Annotated in this window: 21 protein-coding genes; 10 read left to right on the top strand and 11 right to left on the bottom strand. The window is 59.9% G+C overall.

Annotated elements, in window-relative coordinates:
* Window positions 1–33: 33 nt before the first annotated feature.
* Genes RBT76_05435 through RBT76_05420 form a run of 4 tightly spaced genes read right to left on the bottom strand, consistent with a single transcriptional unit; the run spans window position 34 to window position 3,681 of the window.
* On the bottom strand, window positions 34–870 hold the full coding sequence (locus RBT76_05435; protein MDX9857211.1) for a DUF3108 domain-containing protein: 837 nt from the start codon (window positions 868–870) through the stop codon (window positions 34–36).
* Complete coding sequence (locus RBT76_05430) at window positions 857–2,071, bottom strand: L-threonylcarbamoyladenylate synthase (GenBank protein MDX9857210.1); 1,215 nt, start codon at window positions 2,069–2,071, stop codon at window positions 857–859. Before RBT76_05430 ends, RBT76_05435 begins: the two co-directional genes overlap by 14 nt.
* Window positions 1,989–2,627 (bottom strand): SPOR domain-containing protein, encoded by a 639-nt coding sequence (locus tag RBT76_05425; protein MDX9857209.1) that lies wholly within the window; start codon window positions 2,625–2,627, stop codon window positions 1,989–1,991. Before RBT76_05425 ends, RBT76_05430 begins: the two co-directional genes overlap by 83 nt.
* The gene (locus RBT76_05420; GenBank protein MDX9857208.1) at window positions 2,602–3,681 is read right to left on the bottom strand and encodes a sugar phosphate nucleotidyltransferase; all 1,080 of its coding nucleotides are present in this window, start codon (window positions 3,679–3,681) and stop codon (window positions 2,602–2,604) included. Before RBT76_05420 ends, RBT76_05425 begins: the two co-directional genes overlap by 26 nt.
* 175 nt (window positions 3,682–3,856) lie before the next feature.
* On the opposite strand from RBT76_05420, the gene RBT76_05415 reads away from it, so the two are divergent.
* On the top strand, window positions 3,857–4,543 hold the full coding sequence (locus tag RBT76_05415; protein ID MDX9857207.1) for a hypothetical protein: 687 nt from the start codon (window positions 3,857–3,859) through the stop codon (window positions 4,541–4,543).
* Between the two features lie 511 nt (window positions 4,544–5,054).
* On the opposite strand, the gene RBT76_05410 is transcribed toward RBT76_05415, so the two are convergent.
* Window positions 5,055–5,555: a DUF4411 family protein gene (locus RBT76_05410; protein MDX9857206.1), complete on the bottom strand. Its 501-nt coding sequence runs from the start codon at window positions 5,553–5,555 to the stop codon at window positions 5,055–5,057.
* Window positions 5,552–6,718 carry an ImmA/IrrE family metallo-endopeptidase gene (locus RBT76_05405; GenBank protein ID MDX9857205.1) on the bottom strand — a complete coding sequence of 389 codons (1,167 nt, stop codon included), beginning with the start codon at window positions 6,716–6,718 and terminating at the stop codon, window positions 5,552–5,554. The genes RBT76_05410 and RBT76_05405 overlap by 4 nt, the downstream gene beginning before the upstream one ends.
* Window positions 6,719–6,905: 187 nt before the next feature.
* Between RBT76_05405 and RBT76_05400 the strand changes: the two genes are divergently transcribed.
* Complete coding sequence (locus RBT76_05400) at window positions 6,906–7,499, top strand: hypothetical protein (protein ID MDX9857204.1); 594 nt, start codon at window positions 6,906–6,908, stop codon at window positions 7,497–7,499.
* Window positions 7,500–7,657: 158 nt separating this feature from the next.
* Here the strand turns inward: RBT76_05400 and RBT76_05395 are convergent, their stop codons facing one another.
* From RBT76_05395 to iorA, 5 genes are read right to left on the bottom strand one after another with little or no spacing between them, the layout of a single operon-like run.
* Window positions 7,658–8,593 (bottom strand): phosphate acyltransferase, encoded by a 936-nt coding sequence (locus tag RBT76_05395; GenBank protein MDX9857203.1) that lies wholly within the window; start codon window positions 8,591–8,593, stop codon window positions 7,658–7,660.
* On the bottom strand, window positions 8,590–9,609 hold the full coding sequence (locus RBT76_05390; GenBank protein MDX9857202.1) for a phosphate acyltransferase: 1,020 nt from the start codon (window positions 9,607–9,609) through the stop codon (window positions 8,590–8,592). The genes RBT76_05395 and RBT76_05390 overlap by 4 nt, the downstream gene beginning before the upstream one ends.
* Complete coding sequence (gene buk, locus RBT76_05385; protein ID MDX9857201.1) at window positions 9,606–10,673, bottom strand: butyrate kinase; 1,068 nt, start codon at window positions 10,671–10,673, stop codon at window positions 9,606–9,608. Before buk ends, RBT76_05390 begins: the two co-directional genes overlap by 4 nt.
* Before the next feature lie 8 nt (window positions 10,674–10,681).
* Complete coding sequence (locus RBT76_05380) at window positions 10,682–11,287, bottom strand: indolepyruvate oxidoreductase subunit beta (protein MDX9857200.1); 606 nt, start codon at window positions 11,285–11,287, stop codon at window positions 10,682–10,684.
* 3 nt (window positions 11,288–11,290) lie between these two features.
* Complete coding sequence (iorA, locus tag RBT76_05375) at window positions 11,291–13,072, bottom strand: indolepyruvate ferredoxin oxidoreductase subunit alpha (protein MDX9857199.1); 1,782 nt, start codon at window positions 13,070–13,072, stop codon at window positions 11,291–11,293.
* Window positions 13,073–13,289: 217 nt separating this feature from the next.
* On the opposite strand from iorA, the gene dtd reads away from it, so the two are divergent.
* The 8 genes from dtd to RBT76_05335 are packed head-to-tail and all read left to right on the top strand — an operon-like array spanning window position 13,290 to window position 21,368.
* On the top strand, window positions 13,290–13,733 hold the full coding sequence (gene dtd / locus RBT76_05370) for a D-aminoacyl-tRNA deacylase (protein MDX9857198.1): 444 nt from the start codon (window positions 13,290–13,292) through the stop codon (window positions 13,731–13,733).
* Window positions 13,723–14,337, top strand: a complete 615-nt coding sequence (locus RBT76_05365) for a Maf family protein (GenBank protein ID MDX9857197.1) — start codon at window positions 13,723–13,725, stop codon at window positions 14,335–14,337. Before dtd ends, RBT76_05365 begins: the two co-directional genes overlap by 11 nt.
* 10 nt (window positions 14,338–14,347) lie before the next feature.
* Entirely contained in the window at window positions 14,348–15,316 is a 969-nt protein-coding gene (locus RBT76_05360; GenBank protein MDX9857196.1) for a DUF4115 domain-containing protein, read from the top strand.
* The gene (locus RBT76_05355; protein ID MDX9857195.1) at window positions 15,313–15,900 is read left to right on the top strand and encodes a hypothetical protein; all 588 of its coding nucleotides are present in this window, start codon (window positions 15,313–15,315) and stop codon (window positions 15,898–15,900) included. Before RBT76_05360 ends, RBT76_05355 begins: the two co-directional genes overlap by 4 nt.
* Before the next feature lie 18 nt (window positions 15,901–15,918).
* On the top strand, window positions 15,919–19,593 hold the full coding sequence (gene smc / locus RBT76_05350) for a chromosome segregation protein SMC (protein MDX9857194.1): 3,675 nt from the start codon (window positions 15,919–15,921) through the stop codon (window positions 19,591–19,593).
* Entirely contained in the window at window positions 19,590–20,513 is a 924-nt protein-coding gene (ftsY, locus tag RBT76_05345) for a signal recognition particle-docking protein FtsY (protein MDX9857193.1), read from the top strand. Before smc ends, ftsY begins: the two co-directional genes overlap by 4 nt.
* Window positions 20,513–20,908 (top strand): secondary thiamine-phosphate synthase enzyme YjbQ, encoded by a 396-nt coding sequence (locus tag RBT76_05340; GenBank protein ID MDX9857192.1) that lies wholly within the window; start codon window positions 20,513–20,515, stop codon window positions 20,906–20,908. The genes ftsY and RBT76_05340 overlap by 1 nt, the downstream gene beginning before the upstream one ends.
* On the top strand, window positions 20,901–21,368 hold the full coding sequence (locus tag RBT76_05335; protein MDX9857191.1) for a 23S rRNA (pseudouridine(1915)-N(3))-methyltransferase RlmH: 468 nt from the start codon (window positions 20,901–20,903) through the stop codon (window positions 21,366–21,368). The genes RBT76_05340 and RBT76_05335 overlap by 8 nt, the downstream gene beginning before the upstream one ends.
* Window positions 21,369–21,372: the final 4 nt, after the last annotated feature.

Here is a 21,372-nt window from a genome sequence, read left to right as displayed (position 1 = left end):
GTGTTATTCAGCGGAGCCACGGCGGCGCGGCGGTTAGAAATTGCCGATCTCTCCCAGCGTAAAATCAGTCAGTTCGGCGCTGATCGAGCCGACCAGCACCTTTGATTTCATCAGCACCGGCATGCGAAGCCGGTCGTTCGTCAACCACACGGTCAGCTTGCCTTCGTTCTTGAAGACGCCCACCGACGATGTCATGGGCTCCACGACCAGGCAGTCAAACGTCCCGGCGCCGACCGTGATCTGCTCCGTGCGATGGACCTTCACTTCCATGTCCATTTTGCGGCCGTCGACAAACACCGGCACGAACACGGACTTCCCCACTTCCAGCGGCTGCGTCCGGACGAAATACAGCGACGACAGCGCGTCCTGCACGCACGGTTCCACCGCAATCGTATCGTCTTTGTACACGGTAAAATTGTTACGCTGGTCGAATGCGTACTGCCGGTCCGCCCGGTAGTTTCCTTCGCGAAGGCTTTTCTCGAACCGCCAGCTGAAAAGACCGACCGCATCGATGATCGACTCGATCCGGTCGTCCACCTTGAAAAAAGTGGAGAAGAAACTGTTGGACTGGGCGCGGGAGACGATCTGGTAACTGGGGCGCCCCTCGTATTCGATCAATCGAAGCACCTCGAGCGACGCGGTCCCGGCGTTGATGAATCCGTAGTTGACGTCGAACGACAGCTTCTCGCCCACCCCGAACGCGATATTGTCGACAAACCGATCGACCCCGGTCGCGGCGCCGGGAGTCGGGGCGGGCGTCGTAGGCTCGGCGATCCCCATCTCGATCGATGCGAAGAACACGACCGGCATCATACCGGCCAGCACCACCATCACCACCATGATCTTCTGCAGCAGGCTACTTTTCGGCATTGGTCTTCGCATCAATCCTTTTTACAATCTCGGGCAGGTATTTGCCCATATATTCGCCGATCTCCAGGAAAGTCTCGTTGTATCGGTCGAGCGACTGGCCGATCGGATCATCGACCGGTTCGCCGTTTTTCGCGTGATCCGGGAAGTTTTTGAACAAGTATGTCTTGTCGGCCGCGCCGGGCACCTGGCGGATAATCTCGCGCACGTGTTCCGGCGACATCCCGAGTATCAGGTCGGCGCGGTCGATCTGCGCGCGCGACAACGGCTGCGAGGAGTGCGTACGGAGGTCGGCGTCCCACATCCGCGCCGCTTCAATGGCGTACATGGTCGCCGGAAATCCGGCCGCCGCCGCGATGCCCGACGATTCGATCTCGAACTTCCCGGGCCGTTCCTTCTCCAAAAGCACTCGCAGCGCGCCGTGCGCCATGGGCGATCGGCACGTGTTGCCGGTGCACACGAACAGGATTACGTACTTGTCTGACATCAGCTGCGGTCCTGTCTCTAAAGCTGTCTCAATCCGCGCGCGGGCAATCGCCCCTTCGCGCAGAACCACCGGCGGGTTCACCGACCCGTCGACCACGGTCGACAGCGGCTTGTCGAGCGTCCCTGCATCGAGATACAGATCGACTGCGTTCCCCAGCTCGGCCGCGATTTCATTGATCGAAACAAGGTCCGCCGAACCGGACCGGTTGGCCGAGGTTGCGGTCAGCTCCTCGCCGATCTCGCGCAGAATCTTTAATATAACCGGTGCGTCCGTCAGGCGCAAACCGATCCTTCCGTCCACGACCACCGGCGCCGGCCAGTCCACTCGCGCTCGAAGCACCAGCGTCAGCGGTCCCGGCAGGAACGACTCCGCCAGTCTCTCTGCAGCAACTGTCCGCTCTCCGAGCCGCCACAAATCGCCAATCGACTCTACAAACACAGCCATGGCTTGATGGGGATCTCGACCCTTGGCGCGTACCAAACCGGCTACGGCGTTGGAAGATTGTGCCCGGCACAGCAGCCCATATCGAGTCTCGGTCGGGGCCACTACCAGACCGTCCCCCCGCAACACGTTGACGGCCTTCGCGATAACATCGGCCTGCGGACTGCCGTAGGTGATCCGTCGAACTTCCAGCCTACTCCTCCGGGGGGCCTGCTTCCGGCTCAACCGCGGGTCTCGCGGCTGTGCTGTCAATCGGTCGAGACGGCGCCCCCTCATACAGCGGCGCAGCCTGCCGCACGTTGATATTCACCAACACCACCCAGGCATTGGCATAACCCGCGCCTTTGGCCCGCTGCCGGTACCGCTCGGCGTCGTCACGACCGGCAAAATCGCCTACCCGCACTTTGAAGTAGGGCACCTCATAATCGAGATACACCGGCTGGTCGAAAATCTCCTCGGCGACCGCCACCTCCGTACGCGCCTCACTGAACAACTTGCCCGTGAACAACTGCACCCGGTACGCCTGCGCATTGAGCGAATCCGCCCCCGCCGCCGTCTCGGACTCATCGACCGCCGTCGAATCGGTAAGATCGTCATCGCGCACGACCAGCGCATCCTGGCCGGTGATATCACCCGCGTGCGGCTGCACCGCCGGCACCACCTCCCGATCGGACGGCAGTTCCAGCGGATCCACGCCGCGCGGATCCACCACGCCCGGCGAACTGTCCGGCCGCTCTTCCGCAGGTTCCCCGCCGGGCAGGCCGCATCCCACCAGAGCTGCAACAACGGCGCCGATCAACAGCGCACTACAAATACTTCTTGTACTTCTCATCTTCCGCCAGTTTCGCCAGCAGCTCCTTCACGCTGGCCGTCTTTGTCTTATGCACCACCAGCGTCGTCTCACCGGAGCGCACCACCACGATATCCGAGACGCCGATACACGCCACCAGCCCCTCGGCATCGTTGTAAACCGTCGTCTCGTACGTATTCAACTGCACCGTCTCGCCGATCAGGACGTTATTATCGCTGTCCCTGTCCTTATACCGTTCGAGCGCGTTCCAGCTTCCCACGTCGTCCCAGATAAAGTCGCCCTTGATCACCTTCACGTTGTCGGCGTGTTCGAGTACCGCGTAGTCGATCGAGATGCTGGTCGCAACCCGGTACAACTCGGCTCGCGCCTCCAGCTCCCGGCTTGTGCCGATCGTCTTCGCGTACGTCTCGAGCTGCTCGCCCATCTCCGGCACACAGCGGTGGATCGCGTTCATGATCGCTTTCGCCGACCAGATGAACATGCCCGAGTTCCAGAAATACTGCTTGGTGAAGTAGTATTCCTGCGCGAGCGAGGCTTTCGGTTTCTCCGCAAACGCCGACACGTCGTACACCGTGCTCTGTCCCTCTTCGCGGTACAGCTTGCCGAACTTGATATACCCGTACCCGGTGTCCGGACGGGTCGGCACGATTCCGATCGTGATCAGCACCTCCTCCATCGCCGCGATCGCCATACCGTCGCGAAGGATCTGCAGGAGCTTGGCGGCGGGCCGGATCAGGTGGTCCGCCGACAGCACCACCATCACCGCATGGTTGTTGTCGTGACGAAGGTGGACCGCCGCCAGGCCGATCGCCAGACAGGTGTTGCGACCGATCGGCTCGACCAGAATGCTCTCTTTGGGGATATGGGGCATCTCGGACTGAACCTGGCGGGTCATCGCTTCGGTGGTGACAATCCGCAGGTTCTCAACCTGGATCAGCGGCTCGACCCGCTCGATGGTCTCTTCGAGCATGGTCTTGTCCGATGTCAGTTTCAAAAACTGCTTTGGGCGTGAGCCGCGCGACAGAGGCCAAAAACGCTCCCCCCGGCCGCCGGCCATGATGATGGCATAGTTCACGTGCAGTACTCCCGAATTTGCTGTAATTAGCTGATAATACGCGAGTTAAATGGGGTCGTCAAGGGAAGATTGCCCGCTGGCGCATTTCGGTCTTGCGCAAGAACATTCGCCGTGTACTTTGAAGCGAAAAATCGTCCGCAACGCGCCGCCTGCGGCGCCGGAAGTGAGTGGTGGTATGGCGGGTTTCGATCAACAGGCTTTCGATTCGTTTGTCATCGACAACGGCGTGTACGGGTTTTTCGACCAGGCAATTACGCTCAAGTCCGGTCGGAAGTCACACTTCTATGCCAACTGGCGGACAGTGGTCGAAGACGTCTGGCGCACCGAGCGCCTCGTCGGCTTCGTGATCGACTTCGTCCGCGCCAACCGTATCGCGGTGGACACCTTTTATGGCGTCCCCGAAGGCGCGACCAAACTCGGCGTGCTGACCCAGTTTCACTGGGCGAAACAGCAGCGCGGCTACGGCCGGGGGTCACACGTGCTGGCGATGGGTCGCGCCAAACCGAAAGACCACGGCGCGCCGAAAGACAGGTACTTCGTCGGCATGCCGAAAGGCAATGTGGTCGTACTCGAGGACGTCACCACGACCGGCGGCTCGACGATGACTACGGTGAGTGCGCTCAAGGACGCCGGTATCGCGATCAGCGCCGTCATCAGCCTGACCAACCGGATGGAGCGCCGCGACGACGGTCTGAGCGTGGCGGAGGCGTTTGCGAAGATCGACATCCCGTTTTACAACATGTCGAGTTCGGTTGATCTTCTCCCCCGCGTCTATGCATCCCTGAAGCCGGGCGCGCATATCGCACAGGCGATCGAAGCCGAGTTTGCCGAGTACGGCGTCCAGCCGCTGAAGCTGGTGTGAGTTCGTGCTGTCAGGCGACCCCGCCTGACAGCTAACCTGCAAACCTGGGTGAACCTGGCAGCCCTGGCGGGCCATACCCGCGAAAGCGGGTGTCCATTGATTGGTAGGTCCGCTCCGTTTGCACATCCACCCACCCGACAATCCAGGCAAACCTCCCCCGCAAACGGCGCTGACATCACCATGCACCGCTCGTGCGTGGCGTGAGTCTTTGTGCAAACAGAACCTGGCGTGTATGTCGATGGTGTGAGACTGCTTTGGCCTACGGCTCGGCAGGAAGTACCGATCCGAAGACCTGTCAGGCCGGTCACTACTTTGGAACTTGGGGCATCACCCGAGTTCGCCTACGGCGAACGAAACGGCCCTGCCGAGAGGAATAAGTACACGTGTCTCGCTGTGCAAGCGCGATTTCTCGCAATGTCATTGCGTGTCCGCAGAAGGAAAACCCGGCGGACTTTATGGTACTATTGCATGCCGCACAACTCACTACTGAATGGCGCTTTGACTGTCAACGTCATCTAAACTGAACACCGAGGGCCCTCAGCATCTGGAAAGTGTTGATATACGGGACACCGAACGCGTTGCACACATTCGGTATCGGCACTTTTCTCTTTACGTCAGGGGCAAGTTCCTCATGCGTAACCACTGTGTACCCATTGGCTCTGGCAAAGGCTATAAGCCAACCATCTGCGGCTTGTGCAAATTCAGCCCTGGCAGCGTCTGAGAATTGAGCCTGTCCGGTGACCCAAGTGATAATATCAGCATAGGCCTGAGTCACGTCAGTGCTGTCAGTGGATGCGAATGCACTCGCGAATCTGCTTTCTGCCCAGTCGGCCAGTTCGTCCTTGCCCTTTGCCAATTCATCGGCCACTCTGTCAATGCTCATTATTTGATCAGCGGCCGCACAGTCGATCAAACTCTGCCAGAAACGGGGTGCCAAATCAAAGGCATAGTACCGTCGGGCAGCCTCTATAAACACGTTAGCGTCGAGCACATATGAAACCGTGTCATTCAACGTGACACCCCAAACCCGAGGCGATCCGCATACTGCTCGAAAGTGCTTCCGTGTAACCCAGTCAATTTGTATGCGTCACTAAACAGCAGCTTACCTTCGCGCGTGGCTTGGACAACGGCTCGCGAAAAGCGACGACCGAGCCGTAGATTCTGGGTTGCGTAGAAATCGCCTCCGTCACTCTTCTGAGAAGTCTCTCGGATCCTGTCCGTGTACTCCTGATAAAAAGTGAAAAAGCGAACCCTGTCTATCAAATCGAGGTCCAGTAGCCTGCGAGCAGCAACAATTTGACTAACCTTGAAATGTCTTGCAACGTCTTGAAATAGAACATGAGATTGATCGAGAGTAGCCCAAATCTCTCGCAAAGAGTCAGCAGGTACGAGAAACTCAGCTGCAGCTTCGTTGCATGCTCTTTCGATAGCATCATCAGCAGGCTGCAATCTCCTGAGATCAAAAGCCGCACTGCGGCCGAAGAGGACATGAGCTAGCTCATGCGCGAGAGTAAACATCTGAGCGGCTTTTCCATCGGCCCCGTTGACGAAGATGAGCGGTGCAAACTCGTCTACGAGTACAAACCCTCGGAATTCCTCAACATCCAGCTTCCGATGTGTGTTGTTACCAACAATTCCGTTGACTACTACGAGAACGCCACTTGCTTCAATAGCTTCACGCAAGGCAGAAAGAGCCTCGGTCCAGGTGCGATGCTTGGATGCCCAGTTGTTATCAAGTCCCAACGCAAGGCGCATTCTGTCCGCAACTGCCGTTGCTCGCGCACGTGAGTTTACTGCCCGTACTATTGTCAACTCATCCGCACCTTGGTCCATTAGGAAGTCTCTCATCCAGGACTGTCTTCGCTGCATTATCTGTACGGTTTCAATCAAATCCGGACTGGGTCTGGTGGGAGTATCTTCGCGGATAGTTCGATAGTGAGGAATAGGCAGTCTTTCTTCCGGTGGCCTCGCTAGAAAGAAATAACCGAGTGGAGTCAGCGTTGCCTTTGCCAAAGATTCTAGTTGCCGAAGAGTAGGTTGACTTTCACCTATAACCCAGTCTTCGATTCTTGGAAACTTCTCTCTCAAATCCTCGACAGTCCGACCACTTCGGTCAATCGCCCAGCGTAATACTAGTTCCTTGACTGCTATTCTACTCAATTTCAGCTGCCTCATTAATCTCCTCCCCTTGCCCATGGCGGCCCCTTCCCAAGATACACAAATGCGCGAATCTGTCCAGAGTGATTCCTACCCCCCTCCACTTTCCCTACCACTCCGCAGGTAAAAACTTTTCCTCCCCCTATATAAAGAGCCCCTTAAAACCGAAACGTCACACAGTGGCGTTTCATCGGAGGAAATCATTATGCCTCTCTCAAAACAGACTATTGCCAACCGCAAAAACGCCCAGAAGTCCACCGGGCCCATTACCGACCAGGGCAAAGCCATGGTCGCACAAAACGCCGTCACCCACGGCCTCCACTCCACCCGCATCGTCATCGAATCTCCCCATTACTCCGAAGACCCCAAAGAGTACCAGACCCTGCTCGCCTCCCTCATCTGGGAACTTGAACCCGATGGCGTTTTCGAACACCACCTCGTCCACAAAATCGCCAACGCCATGTGGCGGTACAGACGTGTCATCCGCGCTGAAACCGGCTCGCTTGAATCCAATCTCTCCCGTCTGGACAACCGGGACTTCGCCCGCCTTGCCGACCGCCCTGACCTCGATTCTGAACAGGGCCGCGAAACATACCGCGCCGAGCTGGCCCGCCGTCGCACGAACTTCATCAACTCCAGCCAGCTCCCCGCCGACTCAGAGTCCGTCAGGCTCCTCCGGTACGAACTCCGTCTCGATCGCCAACTCACTCGTGCCCATCGGCTTCTGAACCAGATTCAATACCGTCGCCGACGGCAGCAAGCTGTCGAGGAAAGAGAACGGAAAGAAAAGAAAGGCTAGGGAACCCCTAAAATGACAAAACAAAGCCATTTCCCCGTAATCACAAGGTAATCAGCCTTGTACAATGACTTTTTAGTTTTGGATTCGGCTGGCCCAGACCCCTTCAGTTCGGGCCGCCGATTCTCAGAACCCCGAAGCTTGTCCCCCACATCCGCCCACTACGCCGCAAGGACGCCGAGGACGATGGAGTTGAACTTTGCATCGACCGAGTCGACCCGGGAGCCGAGCGCGATCGGCACGCGTCCGCCGACCACCACCCCCCCGATCGCACACTTGCCGAACAGCGACATCGCTTTGTACACGCCGTTAGCAACTTCGATATTCGGCGCCAGCATGGCATCGGCCTGTCCGGCGACCATCGAGGTCGTCACACCCTTGGCGTGCGCGGCGGCCATGTCGACCGACATGTCAAAGGACAGCGGACCGTCGACATAGCATCCCTTGATCTGGCCGCGCTCGGCCATCTTGGAGAGAATGGCGGCGTCGGTCGTGACCGGCATCTGCGGATAGACGGATTCGACCGCGGCCAGAAGCGAGACGCGCGGCATGTCGATACCGATCATCCGTGCGACCGAGACGATATTGCCGATCATCTGCACCTTGGTTTTCATATCGGGCTGGACGATCACGGCGCTGTCGGACAGCAGCAGCAGCTTGGCGTATTTTTCGGGCGCGAGCACGGCGACATGGGAAACGCACCTCTCGCGCGAGAGGAAGTAGGAGCCGAGGTCGAACAGCACGGTGAGCATATCGGCGGTGAGGACTCGGCCCTTGACGATGAGGTCGATATGGTGGTCAAAGGCCATCTTGGCGGCGTTGATGACGGCGAGATCGCGCTGGAAAGCGTGTTCGATACGGACGTTGCGGAAAGCGATCTGCTGTTGTTCGCAGGTGCTTTCGAGCAGGCCTTTGTCACCGAAGATGACGGCGTCGATCAGCCCTTCGGCTTCTGCGCGTGCGAACGCTTTGAGGATGGTGATATCGTTGATATCGACCAATGCGGCGCGCACGCGGCGTTCGGCGGTTTTGGCTTTGGCGCGCTCGAGAATCTGCGCGAAGGTGTGGACCTCGGGGATATGGAAACCGGGATTCATCGTTTGCCTCCCCACACGTTTTCGCGTTTGTAGTAGTCGGCGACAACACAGGCGAGCGCCAGCGAGGCTTTCTTGTTCATGACGGTGTCGGTGCGCGAGACCAGCGAGACGGGGACTTTGGCGCCGACGATGACGCCGGCGAAAATCGCGCCGGCGAACTGGATCAGGCTCTTGGCGACGATATTGCCCTCCTCGATCGAGTCGACCAGATAGATATCGGCGTCGCCCAGCACCGGGCCTTCATAGGCGCGATACTCGGCGGCGGTTCTGGAGGTGGCCAGATCAAACGGGAGCGGCCCCTGGATGACGACGTCTTTGAGTCGGCGACCGGCCTCCGGTTTCACCGACTCGGCATCGGAGAAGGTGTGCGGAAAGGCGTCGGATATCCGTTCGCTGGCGCCGGAGAGAGCGACTTTAACCGGCGAGAGGCCGAGCGCGCGGGCCACGAGGACGGCGTTTTCGAGAATCTGCACTTTCTGCTCGATATCGGGTTTGACCACCATGCCGCCGTCGGTGAAGTTCAACAGCTTGTGGTATCCGGGGATTTCCAGCACCGCGCAGTGCGACAGGGTGTTCGCGGCGCGCAGGTGGTAGTCCTTGTCGAGGACGGTTTTCAACAGCGCCGAGGTGGGTAGAAAGCCCTTCATGATGGCGTCGGCGTCGCCGTTGGCGGCGATCCGCACGGCCTCGTGCGCGGCCTCGGAGACGTCGACGCAGTTGACCACTTCGAGGTTGGAGATGTCGACCGATTCGGAGGCGGCGATGCTCTTGATCCGGTCGGCGTCGCCGACCAGTACGGCGCTCAGGAAACCGTCGCGCTGCGCCTGGGCCACGGCGCTGATGACATCGGCGTCCTGTGCCGCGGCGACCGCAACCCGGGTGCGGCGGTGTTGTTCGGCGATGAGGATCGCGTGGTCGATCAGCTGCCGGGCCGTGTGAATGGGTTTGAACGCCATGTAGTCCTCGATAAACAGAGTGTGGTTGTCGAGCCGCGCGGCCCGTGCCCGCGCCGTCAATACTCCTTCAGGTGCTCCTCGCCGTTGAGGAATCGGACGCCGGCCGCAGCGAGAGCTTCCATCTCGAACTCTCCCGGCACAACGATGACGGCGCCGAGGTAATCGATATACGAGCGGATCTCCGCGACCAGCCGTCCGGAGTGGGCCATGCCGCCGGTGAGGATGATAGCTTCGAAATCGCCTTTGAGCACGGTCGCGGCGGAGCCGATTTCCTTGGCGATCTGGTAGGCCATCGCGCGGAAGTAAAGCAGGGCGCGCTGGTCGCCTGAGTCAATCATCTGCTCCACCTCGCGAAGGTCCGCCTTGCCGAGATAAGCGACCAGGCCGGACTGTTTGGACAGCCTGGCGGTGAGTTCCTTTTCCGTGAACTTGCCGCTGTAGCAGAGCTTGACGAGTCCGCCGATCGGCAGGGCGCCGGCGCGATCGGGAGAAAACGGTCCCATGCCGAGCAGGGCGTCGTTGACGTCGACCACGCGTCCTTTCTCGAGGGAGGCGACCGAGACGCCGCCGCCCATGTGGACGGTGACGTAGTTGACCTCGTCGAGGCGTCGCCCGATTTTTGCGGCTTCGCGCCGGGACACTTCCTTGATGTTGAGGGCGTGCACGCGGCACTTGCGTTCGATTTCGGGGACGCCGGAGATACGGGCTATGTCGGTGAAGTTGTCGACGGTGATCGGATCGGAGATGAGCGACGGGACGCCGTAGCGCTCGCCGAGACGGCGGGCGATGATGGCGCCGAGATTCGAGGCGTGGTTGGAATAGCGCATGGTCTTGAGATCGTCGATCATCCGATCAGATATCGCATACGAGCCGCCTTCGAGCGGTTTTACCGGCGCCCCGCGCCCGACGACCGCGCTCAGTTCAGTCATCGGGGTCGCGAGCGACTCTATCCAGGGGTCGATCGCCTTCATGCGATACTCGAACTGATCGGCGACGTTGTCGAATCCGGTCAGTTCTTCGGGGTTGTGCCTGATGGTTTCCGACGACACTTCGAGGAAGCCGTCGAAGAGCGCCATCTTGGTCGATGTCGATCCCGGATTGATGATGAGCATGTACTTGGTCACGTCCGCCCTCACGCGCCGGCTGCCGCCAGTTTCACCTCGCGACCTCGGGCGAATGCCTGGAGGTTTATGTCGACGAACCTGTCCTTGACTTTCATCCGGATCATGTCCTGCCAGAGTTCGGTCGGAAACGGCATGTAGTTGGAGCACACGCCGAGCAGGATGGTGTTGACGAGGCGCGGGTTGCCGAGTTCGGCCGCGATCTTGTCCGCCGATACCGCGATGACGTGCTTGGCTTTGCGTCGCATGTCCGCGATCGGGTCTTCGGGGTAATGGAACGCCTTGCTCGAGGTGACGATCGCGGGTACCAGTCGTGTCAGAGAGATCACCGCAACACCGTCGGAGCGCATCCAGTCGATTGCGCGGAGCCCTTCGGCCTGCTCGAACGCCATGAGTATGTCGGCCTGGCCGTATTCGATCACCGGGGAGTAGACGCGGGGGCCGAGCCGCACGTGCGAGGAGACGACTCCGCCGCGCTGCGACATGCCGTGCACCTCGGACTTTTTGACATCGAGTCCACCGTTCATGGCCGCGGCGGAGATGATTTCGCTGGCCAGCAGCACGCCCTGTCCGCCGACCCCGACGATGAGGATATTCTGTGTGGTTTCGTTTGTCATCTCTCATGCCTCCACGAAGTGGCTCTTGAGGATAATGCACTCTTCGGGGCAGACCTGTGCGCAGAGAGTACATCCGGTGCAGGTGGTGTCGTCGATCACCGCAAGGGGATGACCGTGCTTGTTGGTTCGTTCCGATGCGGAAATGGCGGGGCAGGAAATCTGGAAGCACGCGCCGCACCCGGTGCAGGCGTCTTGGTCGACCACGTAGGGTTCATCCATGATGCGTTTCGGCATCAGCACGCACGGCCGGGTCGTAATGATGACGGACGGTCCGGGCTTGGCCATTTCCTCTTTGATAACATCGAGCGCTTCATCAAGGTTGTACGCATCGAGCTTGCGTACATTCTTGACGCCAAGCGCGCGAACAACCTCATCGATCTCGACGCGCCCGGGGTGCTCACCCATCAGGGTGAGACCGGTGCCGGGATGCTGTTGACCGCCGGTCATGGCGGTGGCGCGATTGTCGAGGATGATAGTCGTGACGTTGCTCTGGTTATAGACGGCGTCGAGAATGCCGGTCAGGCCGGAGTGGAAGAAGGTAGAGTCGCCGATGACGGCAACCGTTCCCTTCTGGGAGCCCTGGACCCGTTCCATGCCGATGGCGTTGCCGATGGAGGCGCCCATGCAGATGCAGGTGTCCAGCGCGTTCAGCGGTTTCATCACGCCGAGGGTGTAGCATCCGATATCGCCGGTGACGGTGACCTTGAGTTTTTTCAAGGCCGTGAAAGCGCCTCGGTGAGGACAGCCGGGGCACAGGACGGGCGGCCTGGGAAACATGTCCTGCTCGGGCGAGATGGAAGCGACATTGACGTGGTCGATCACACCCGCCTTGAGGAAGCCTTCGGCTACCCGTTTGGGAGACAGCTCGCCGAGCTGTCCCATAAACTTCTTTCCCTCGACTTTGATCCCGGCGGCTTTTATCTGCTCTTCATAGAACGGTTCGAGTTCTTCGACCACGATCACCTTGTCGTGGCTTTTGACGAACTGCTCGATTTTTTTCAGAGGCAGCGGGTAACTCAATCCCAGTTTGAGATAGTCAAAATGGGGGGCAACTTCCTTGGCGTACTGGTAGGAGACGCCGCCGGTGATGATACCGACGCGTGACCCGTTGTCCTCGATCGAATTGTACGGCGTTTCCTCGGTGAAGTGACGCAGCCGTTCAAGGCGTTCGGTGACCACGACGTGGCGGATGCGGGCGTTCGACGGGATCATGACGTACTTGGCCGGATCCTTGACGAAGCGTTTGTCGGGCCCGGCGACGGGCTCGTTGAGAGCCACGATTCCTTTGGAGTGCGAGATACGCGTGGTCATGCGGAGCATGACCGGCGTGTCAAAAATCTCCGACATCTCGAACGCGGTGACCACCATGTCTTTCGACTCCTGCGAGTCGGACGGTTCGAGCATGGGAATCTGCGCGAACCTGGCGAAATAGCGATTGTCCTGCTCGTTCTGCGATGAGTGCATTTCGGGATCGTCAGCCGACACCAGCACAAACCCGCCATTGACGCCGGTATAGGCGAACGTCATGAGGGGGTCGGCGGCGACGTTGAGGCCGACATGTTTCATAGTGACCAGCGCCCGGGCTCCACCGATGGAGGCGCCGATACCGACTTCAAACGCCACTTTCTCATTGGGCGACCACTGCGAGTAGATCGAGCGGTATTTGGCGCTCAGGGTTTCCAGGATTTCGGTGGAGGGGGTCCCGGGGTAAGCGGCGGCCAGTTTGACCCCGGCTTCAAACGCGCCTCGGGCGACCGCCTCGTTGCCGGACATCAGTTCTCTCATGTGTGACCCTCTATTGGTAGCTGCAGCATTCGTTCCTGCGCGGATCCGGCCCGAAGGCCTGTGAATATTTTCACGAATAATACGGCTCATCGGCTTGCCGGGCAACCGATTTTTGGTCGGCAGGGCGCGGGGGCTGGTTGCACTCCGTACAAAACCGTTGTATTTGCTCCTCTCCCCCGTATATTCCGCGGGATTGCGAGAACGGTACTGACAAACTATGCGACTTGTCATTCAGCGGACATCGGGAGTCGAGGTCTGGATCGACGGCGCCTGCCACAGTAAAACCGGGCCCGGTCTGCTTGTGTTGTTCGGCACGAAGGCCGGTGACATCGAAGGTTCGTGCGGGTGGCTGGCGGACAAGACCGTCAATCTACGGATATTCGAGGATGACGACGGCAAGATGAATCGCTCGGTGCTCGATGTCGGCGGAGAAATCATGGTCGTCAGTCAGTTCACGCTGTACGCTGACTGCCGGAAAGGACGGCGGCCATCGTTCGACCAGGCACAGGATCCGGTCGAGGCGCAGAAGCTGTACGATCGGTTCGTCGAGCTGGTGGCGGCATCGGGACTCAGGACCGGCGCCGGTGTATTTGGGGCCCGGATGGATATACGATTCAACAACCACGGCCCGGTGACAATCATTCTCGAACATGACGTATAGACACCTGCGGGAACTGGCTCATTCGCATCCACTCGTGCTGGCGTCGGGTTCGCCGCGCCGGTTCGACCTGTTGACCGAACTGGGCATTCCGTTCCAGCGCATTGTGCCCGACCTCGAGGAAGTCCGCGATCCGGGGGAGCCGCCGTTTGATTACGCGGTGCGGCTGGCCGAGGACAAGGCGTTGATGGTGGGTCGGGGCCTGCTTCCCAGTGCGATAGCGCTGGGCTGCGACACGGTGGTCGTGCTGGGTGACAGCATTCTGGAGAAACCCGCGAACGCAAACGAAGCGTTTGGGTGCCTTCGCACGCTCTCGGGAAAACAGCATGTCGTCTGTACGGCGCTTGCGTTTGTACAAGAGGAGCGGCTGCTGGTGTCGGCATACGATACGACAAAGGTCTTCTTTAACGAGATCACCGACCGGCAGATAGAGGAATACATAGGGACCGGCGAGCCGATGGACAAAGCCGGGGCTTATGGGATACAGGGAATGGGCTCCTTTTTGGTTGACAGAATCGACGGAAATCTCGATACTGTGATCGGTCTCCCCCGTAACTTATTGGACAGCTTGGCGAGGGACGTCCTGATAAAATTGAGAAAGAGGTAACCCTCTGTCCATGAATGAAATATACGTTAAGCTCGGCAAGCTGCTCCGACTTGAGCGCGAACGCAAGGGTCTCAGACTTCCCGATCTGTCCGAAAGCCTCAAGATCTCCGAGGAAAACCTCCAGTTTATCGAAAACGGCGAGAGTCAGAAGCTTCCGGCGGAGCTGTATTTCAAGATGTTTTCGAAGTCGTATGCGGAAGCTCTGGGAATAGACTTCGAAGCGACCGTTCAGGCGATTACCGATGATATCGCGGAGCAGAAGGCGGCCACGGCGGCTCCCGAAAAGGAGAAGGCTCGCCGAGCGGCCGAGGAGGCGCGCCGTTTGCAGGAAGCCAAGTATGGTTTTCGCAAAAAGCTGATCTGGCTTTTTGTCGGCATTATCGCGGCGCTGGCGCTGTTTATAGCGCTCTACAAGCTATTCGTCACGGGATCTTCGTTGCCCGGCGCCCCGGGTTCCAATGCGACGGCTCCGGAGGAAGAACAGGTGAAGGTCGCGTTGGCCGAGTATGATTTCGACGAACCGCCGTCCGGCGAACCGGAACCGATCAAAATGGTCATGCGGGCTCGCGGAGAGAGCTGGGCGACGGTACTGGCGGACGGCGATACGGTGGTGTTTCGATCGCTGGTGCCGTGGCGAGAGTACGAAGTCGAGGCGCGGTATCGGATCATGGCGTCGGTAGCGCATCCCGACGTGGTAGACATTTCGCTGAACGGGCAGGCTGTTGATCTCCGCGACCCGGTGTCGCGACGGATTTCGCGTGTCGAGATCGACCAGGTGAACCTGGCGTCGTTGCTTCAGCGTACGCTCGACGAGAGCGAGGTGACGCAGCCCTCATCTGAGCCGCGCGAGAGCCGCCCGGCAACCCCTGTGCAGCAGCAGTCGCCGCGACCCGGCCCGGGCCGTGATACGACGGCGACGACAACGCCGTCAGCGGGCGGGACCGGCGGAGAGGACGCCGGAGGGGGCGGGCAGCAATGATGAACAAGATTCGCGATATGGTGGCGCGATGGCAGATCAGCGGCATGCGCAAGCGGATGCAGCCGGCGCAGTTCAGTTTTCCGGCTGATTTGCTCTCACCCAAGCATGTGCTGGTGTGTCTGCCGGGCAACCTTCGCGAGTTGACGCTGGTCAAGTCGCTGCTTCCGGCGGTCAACACGTTGTTCAAGTCGGCGGATTTGACGCTGCTGTCGGTGCCGGGGGTCAAGGTCGCGGACATGTTTCCGCGCAAGGGGGTGCAAATCCTCATGCCGACGGCCGACCAGTTGACCTGGTCGGGTCTGCCGAAGAAGAGTTTTCTTACGAGCCTGATCGACTACAAGTACGACATGATACTCGATCTGAATCTGGATCGATCGTTTTTCACTTCCGCGATATTGCTCAATTTCCCGTCGGCGGTCAGGGTCGGTCGCGGCAATCATCTCGGTATCCCGTATTACAATCTCGAAATCAAGACCCGGTATCTTCGCGACGAGCGCAACATTTACCGCTCGCTTCTGGAGACGCTCGGATCGATCATGAAGCGCCCGGTTGACACTGCCGGCGCCAGCCAGGTACGGCACTAGACCGAAAACGGAGGCAACGTGTATCTCAAGCGGCTCGATATACTGGGATTCAAATCATTTGCCCAGAAGACGACGATTGCGTTTTCCAGCGGCGTGACCGCCATTGTCGGCCCCAACGGGTGCGGCAAAACCAACGTACTCGACTCCCTGCGCTGGGTGCTGGGCGAGCAGAAAGTTTCTCTGCTGCGCGGCGGCAAAATGGAAGAAGTGATCTTCAACGGCAGCCGCGATCTCAAGCCGCTCGGCATGGCCGAGGTCACACTCACCGTGGTGAACAACCGCGGCGTGCTTCCGACCGAATACAGCGAGGTGCAGGTGACCCGGCGGCTCTTCCGTTCCGGGGATTCGGAGTATCTTCTCAACAAGGTTCCGTGCCGTCTCAAGGATATCATCGACCTGTTCGTGGACACGGGGATGGGAGCGCACTCCTATTCCGTGATCCAGCAGGACATGGTCGAGGCGATATTGTCCAGCAAGGCCGAGGAGCGGCGTTTCCTGTTCGAGGAAGCCGCCGGCATCACGAAGTACAAGCAGCGGAAGAAGGCGGCGCTCCGGAAGCTCGAGGCGACCGAGCAGGATTTTCTGCGGCTCAAGGACATTCACGCCGAGGTGCGGACGCAGGTCAATTCGTTGTATCGTCAGCACAAGAAGGCCGAGCGATACCAGCGCATCCGCGACGAGATCAAGGAGTGGGAGCTGTTCCTGGGCAAGGAGCGGATCGGGGAACTCGACCAGGATCGCCGCGAGCACAAAGCGCGGCTGGATGAATTGACCACGCGACGCCAGGAGAGCGATACCGGGCTTACCCAGTACGGCGCGGAGCTGGAGGCGGCGCGCAAGGAGCAGCTCGATATCGAGCGCAACCTGAGCGAGGTCGGCGAGGCCGTGTACAAGGTGACCGAGGACGTGCACGCTATCGAGCGGCAGATCTCGGTTGACCGGGAGCGACGTTCGAATGCGACCCATCTGATCGACAAGAACCGGAGTGATATCGCCGCGCTGGAAGAGCGCTCGAAAGTTCTGGGCGAGCAGTCGACTCGTTTCACGGGCGAACTTGCGGAAGTGCGGTCGAAGCTGGAGAGCCTGACAGCACAGCTTCACGACGCGGAGTCCGCGCAGGACGAGGCCGACCGGCAGTTGCTGGCGGTGCGTCGTGCCCGTGAGCAGGAGAACCAGCGCCTGATAGAACTCGAGGGCAGGCTTTCATCGGGCCGGACCGAGGTGAGTAATCTCCAGGAGCAGCAGACGGAGTTGTCGACCCAGATTGAGAAGATCGAGGGACAGATTACGTCCAACTCTCCGCAGCAAACGATGCTTCTCGGCGAACTGGAGCGTCACCAGCAGGAGCTCGACCGGCTGACGGCGGAACGAAGCGCTATAGTCAGACGCCAGACCGCGCTGAAGCAGGAGATGGAAACGCTGGGGACGCGCAGCGACGAACTGGCGGAAGAAACCGCGACGCTGACGGCGTCGATCGAAGCCTGCGAGGCGCGGCGCAAGCTGCTCGAGGACATGATCCTGCATTTCGAGGGACACGGCGCGGGCCTGGTGACGGTCATGGAGCAGCGCGAACGCTGGAACGGAATTGTGGGGACGGTTGCCGATTCGTTCGTTCCGCAGGAGGGGCTGGAAACGGCGCTGGAGCGGTCGCTCGGCGATCTGGCCCGGTGCCTGATCTGTGTCGACCGGTCGACGGCGGCCTCGATTATCGCATACGTGAGAAGCGAAAACAAAGGCAAGATCGGCATACTCGTGCCCGATCCGGGAACGCTGAACGCGGCGGTAAAACGGCCCGAGATCAAGCACGATTTGTTCGTCGGCTGGCTCGACAGCCTGGTGTCGGCGGAGCCACGGCTCGAGACGCTCAAGGGCGCGATATTGTCCCGAACCGCGGTGTTCAAGCCGGGGTTGAATGCCGACGAGATCCTCCCGCATCTCCCCTTCGGCTTCTCAGCGGTAACGACCGACGGAATGCTGTACCACGGCAATCTCATCACGGGCGGCTCGGAAGAGAGCTTCCCGCTGTTCCGCCGTCGCGAGAAGGTTCAGCAGCAGCAGCAGATGATCGATGAGTTCACGGTGCGGCTCGGCGGCGTGCGCGACGACCGAAACCACGTAATCGCGAATATGGCGTCGTTGCGTGCGGAGTCGTCGGAGCTCGTCACGCGCCAGGAAGAGCTTGCCGAGCAGATCGAGGAGACGCAGAAGCGGGTGGGCGAGTTCGATTTCGAGCGCCGCAGTCTGGTCAGCGAGTTCGAGCGGCTCGAGCGAGAGCGGCGGACGCTGATGGGCAAGCTGGAGACTATTCGCAGTCGCCAGACGTCGCTGGGGCTCGATTTCGGGCAACTGAAGTCTCTCAAGGACGAGCTGGTCAGCAGCATGAACGAAGTCGGCAGCCGTCTGGGCGATTTTGAAGCGGCCGCCGCCACCACGGCCGAACGGGTGTCGCACCTTCAGGTTGCGGTGATCGAAGCGCGCAGCCGTGCAGAACAAATCGAGAGTCAGATTAAACACACCGGCGAGCTGCTTTCGGAAATCACCAACTCGATCGCGGTGAAGTCCGAGGAAATCGAGACGGCGACCGAGGAGATCGGCCTGTGCGACCAGCGCGTGGCCGAGGGCGAAGTCCGGCTGAAAGAGCTGTTCGACCATCGGGAGAAACTCGCCGAGCGGCAGAACAGCTTGCGCGGCGTGCAGGCCGAGATCATGGAACAGGTCACTTCGCGCGAGCGCGAGATCAAGCGGGTGCGCGACGCGCGGGAGTCGCTCGCGGAGCAGGTGCACGAGCTCGAGATCCGCATCAACACGATCAACAACGAGATCAAGACGATCCGCGACCGGCTCCTGGAGGAGTATCAGCTCGATATCCTGACGGTCGACGTCACGCGGCCAAACGACGCGATGACGGTGGATGAGGCCGCCGAGTACCTGCACGAGCAGAAGGACCGGCTGCGGAATTTCGGCGCGGTCAACCTGCTGGCGCTCGAAGAGTACCGCACGTCGGCGGAGCGTGAGAAGTTCCTGTCCGAGCAGATAAACGATCTGCAGGCGGCGAAGTCGGATCTGCAGGCAACGATCTCAAAGATCAACGTCACCGCGAAGGAGCTGTTCCTCAAGACGTTCGATGTCGCGCGGGGACATTTCAAGAATCTGTTCGTGGAACTGTTCTCGGGCGGTGAAGCGGATATCACGCTGGTGGATCCTTCCGACCCGCTGGAATCCGAGATCGACATCGTCGCGCGGCCGCGCGGCAAGAAGCTTTTGTCGATCGCGCAGATGTCGGGCGGCGAGCGCGCCCTGACGGCGATCTCGCTGCTGTTTTCGCTGTACCTGGTGAAACCGTCGCCCTTCTGCATTCTGGACGAGATCGATGCACCGCTCGACGACGCCAACTGCCACCGGTTCCTCAAGATGATCCGGGCATTTTCGGGGCAGACACAGTTCGTCACGATCACTCACAACAAAATCACGATGGAAGCGGCCGACAATCTGTACGGCATAACGATGGAGTTGCCGGGCGTGTCGAAGCTCGTTGCGGTGCGATTCAACGAAGGCGGTGACCTGGTCGATCAGGCTGACGCGTCATCAACAGACACGGCGGAAGGGGCGGACGGCGACGAGATCCCCGAGTCGATCAGAAATCGCATGACGTCGAACGTTACGCTTCAGCCCAACGAGGAGCCGCGCGAGTGACCGCTGCCTTCAATCCGTTCGAAAAGCTTCGGCAGTCGCTCTCCCGCACCAAGGATACGCTCGTCGGCAAGATCACGCAGGTCGTGAAGCGGAGAAAAATCGACGACGACCTGCTGGACGAACTCGAAGCGATTCTCATTGAGGCCGATGTCGGCGTCAAGGCGACCATGCGGCTGATCGAGGCCGTCAAGGAAAAGGCCCGGGAACGTCGGTTGACGGAGGGAGACGACGTGATCGGACTGCTGAAGGAAGAGATCACGGCGATTCTGGCGCGTGACGGGCGCTTGCCGGCGTCCGCCGAGGGTTCGAAACCGGTGATCTGGCTGATTGTCGGCGTTAACGGGGTCGGCAAGACGACCACGATCGGCAAGGTCGCCACCCGGTTTTCCACGGAAGGCAAAAAGGTCATGATAGCCGCCTGCGACACGTTCCGGGCGGCTGCGATCGAACAGGTCGGCATCTGGGCGGAGCGGTCGGGCGTCGAGATGATTCGCTCGCAGCACGGCGCCGATCCGGCCTCGGTCGCGTTCGACGCGGCGAGCGCCGCACGAGCGCGAGGTGTGGATATTCTTCTGGTGGATACGGCCGGGCGGCTGCATACCAAGGCGAATCTGATGGAAGAGTTGAAGAAGATCCGCCGGGTAGTTGAAAAGGCGGCGCCGGGCGCGCCGGTGCTCAGCAAGCTCATTATCGACGGCACCACCGGTCAGAACGCGTTGTCGCAGGTCAAAGTATTTACCGACGCTGTGGGTTGCGACGGGTTGATCGTTACGAAGCTGGACGGCACGGCGAAGGGCGGTGTTATGATCGCCGTTGCCGAGGAACTCGGCGTCCCGGTGGATTTTATCGGGCTCGGCGAGGGAATCGACGATTTGCAGCCGTTCGACCCGCAGCGGTTCGCCGACGCCCTGTTTTCCTGATGACCACACTGGCAGTGACAAGTTCACGGCGGGAGGAGATGCTCGATATCACGCGCGCGGTACATGATGTCGTGATGTCGAGCGGTGTAAGCGAAGGGCTGGCCGTCTGTTTCGTACCTCACACGACGGCGGGTATCACCATCAACGAGAATGCCGATCCCGACGTCACGCGTGACATCCTGCACAAGCTGGGCACGGAGTTCCCCCGGCAGGACGGCTACCTGCACAGCGAAGGCAATTCCGACGCCCACGTCAAGGCGTCTCTGATAGGGAGTTCCGTAACAGTCATCATAGAAGGCGGACATCTCCGGCTCGGTACGTGGCAGGGGATCTACTTCTGCGAATTCGACGGTCCGCGCCGCCGGACGGCGTACGTTCAGATCAGCGGTGGTTAAGATAACGATTGTAGCCGTCGGCAAAGACAAGGACCGGTGGGTCAGCGACGGCGTCGCACACTACACGAAGCTGCTCTCGCGATGGGCCTCGGTCAGAATACTGACGCCTGTCGTAAAAACGGCCGCTTCCCTCTCCCCCGTCGAAGTCAAAAGACTCGAGGCCGACGCGCTTCGGCCGCACCTCGGTGACGGCGTCTGTATCGCCCTTGCAGACACCGGTAAGATTTGTGACTCGCCTCTATTTGCGAAGACGGTCGAGCGGTATTCTATAACCGGCGGCGGGCGGGTGACCTTCTTGATCGGCGGAGCTTACGGGCTTGACGAGTCAATTCTTTCGGGGGCGACCGAAGTTCTTTCGCTATCTCCCCTCACTTTCTCCCATCAGTTGGTTCGGCTCGTTCTTCTGGAACAGCTCTATCGCGGGTTCAGTATCCTTCACGGAACCGACTACCACAAGTAAGAGC

The sequence above is a fragment of the Candidatus Zixiibacteriota bacterium genome (assembly GCA_034003725.1).
Lineage (GTDB): Bacteria > Zixibacteria > MSB-5A5 > GN15 > FEB-12 > WJMS01.
Note: the sequence above shows the minus strand (reverse complement) of the source record. Positions and strands in the feature narration are given on the sequence as shown.

Excerpts from the sequence above, each read along its gene's own strand:
- RBT76_05405 (MDX9857205.1), bottom strand. The coding sequence starts at position 6,718 with ATGAGGCAGCTGAAATTGAGTAGAATAGCAGTCAAGGAACTAGTATTA.
- RBT76_05415 (MDX9857207.1), top strand. The coding sequence starts at position 3,857 with ATGGCGGGTTTCGATCAACAGGCTTTCGATTCGTTTGTCATCGACAAC.
- RBT76_05430 (MDX9857210.1), bottom strand. The coding sequence starts at position 2,071 with ATGAGGGGGCGCCGTCTCGACCGATTGACAGCACAGCCGCGAGACCCG.
- dtd (MDX9857198.1), top strand. The coding sequence starts at position 13,290 with ATGCGACTTGTCATTCAGCGGACATCGGGAGTCGAGGTCTGGATCGAC.
- RBT76_05395 (MDX9857203.1), bottom strand. The coding sequence starts at position 8,593 with ATGAATCCCGGTTTCCATATCCCCGAGGTCCACACCTTCGCGCAGATT.
- RBT76_05355 (MDX9857195.1), top strand. The coding sequence starts at position 15,313 with ATGATGAACAAGATTCGCGATATGGTGGCGCGATGGCAGATCAGCGGC.
- RBT76_05400 (MDX9857204.1), top strand. The coding sequence starts at position 6,906 with ATGCCTCTCTCAAAACAGACTATTGCCAACCGCAAAAACGCCCAGAAG.
- RBT76_05380 (MDX9857200.1), bottom strand. The coding sequence starts at position 11,287 with ATGACAAACGAAACCACACAGAATATCCTCATCGTCGGGGTCGGCGGA.
- RBT76_05425 (MDX9857209.1), bottom strand. The coding sequence starts at position 2,627 with ATGAGAAGTACAAGAAGTATTTGTAGTGCGCTGTTGATCGGCGCCGTT.
- RBT76_05360 (MDX9857196.1), top strand. The coding sequence starts at position 14,348 with ATGAATGAAATATACGTTAAGCTCGGCAAGCTGCTCCGACTTGAGCGC.
- RBT76_05365 (MDX9857197.1), top strand. The coding sequence starts at position 13,723 with ATGACGTATAGACACCTGCGGGAACTGGCTCATTCGCATCCACTCGTG.
- RBT76_05435 (MDX9857211.1), bottom strand. The coding sequence starts at position 870 with ATGCCGAAAAGTAGCCTGCTGCAGAAGATCATGGTGGTGATGGTGGTG.
- RBT76_05340 (MDX9857192.1), top strand. The coding sequence starts at position 20,513 with ATGACCACACTGGCAGTGACAAGTTCACGGCGGGAGGAGATGCTCGAT.
- iorA (MDX9857199.1), bottom strand. The coding sequence starts at position 13,072 with ATGAGAGAACTGATGTCCGGCAACGAGGCGGTCGCCCGAGGCGCGTTT.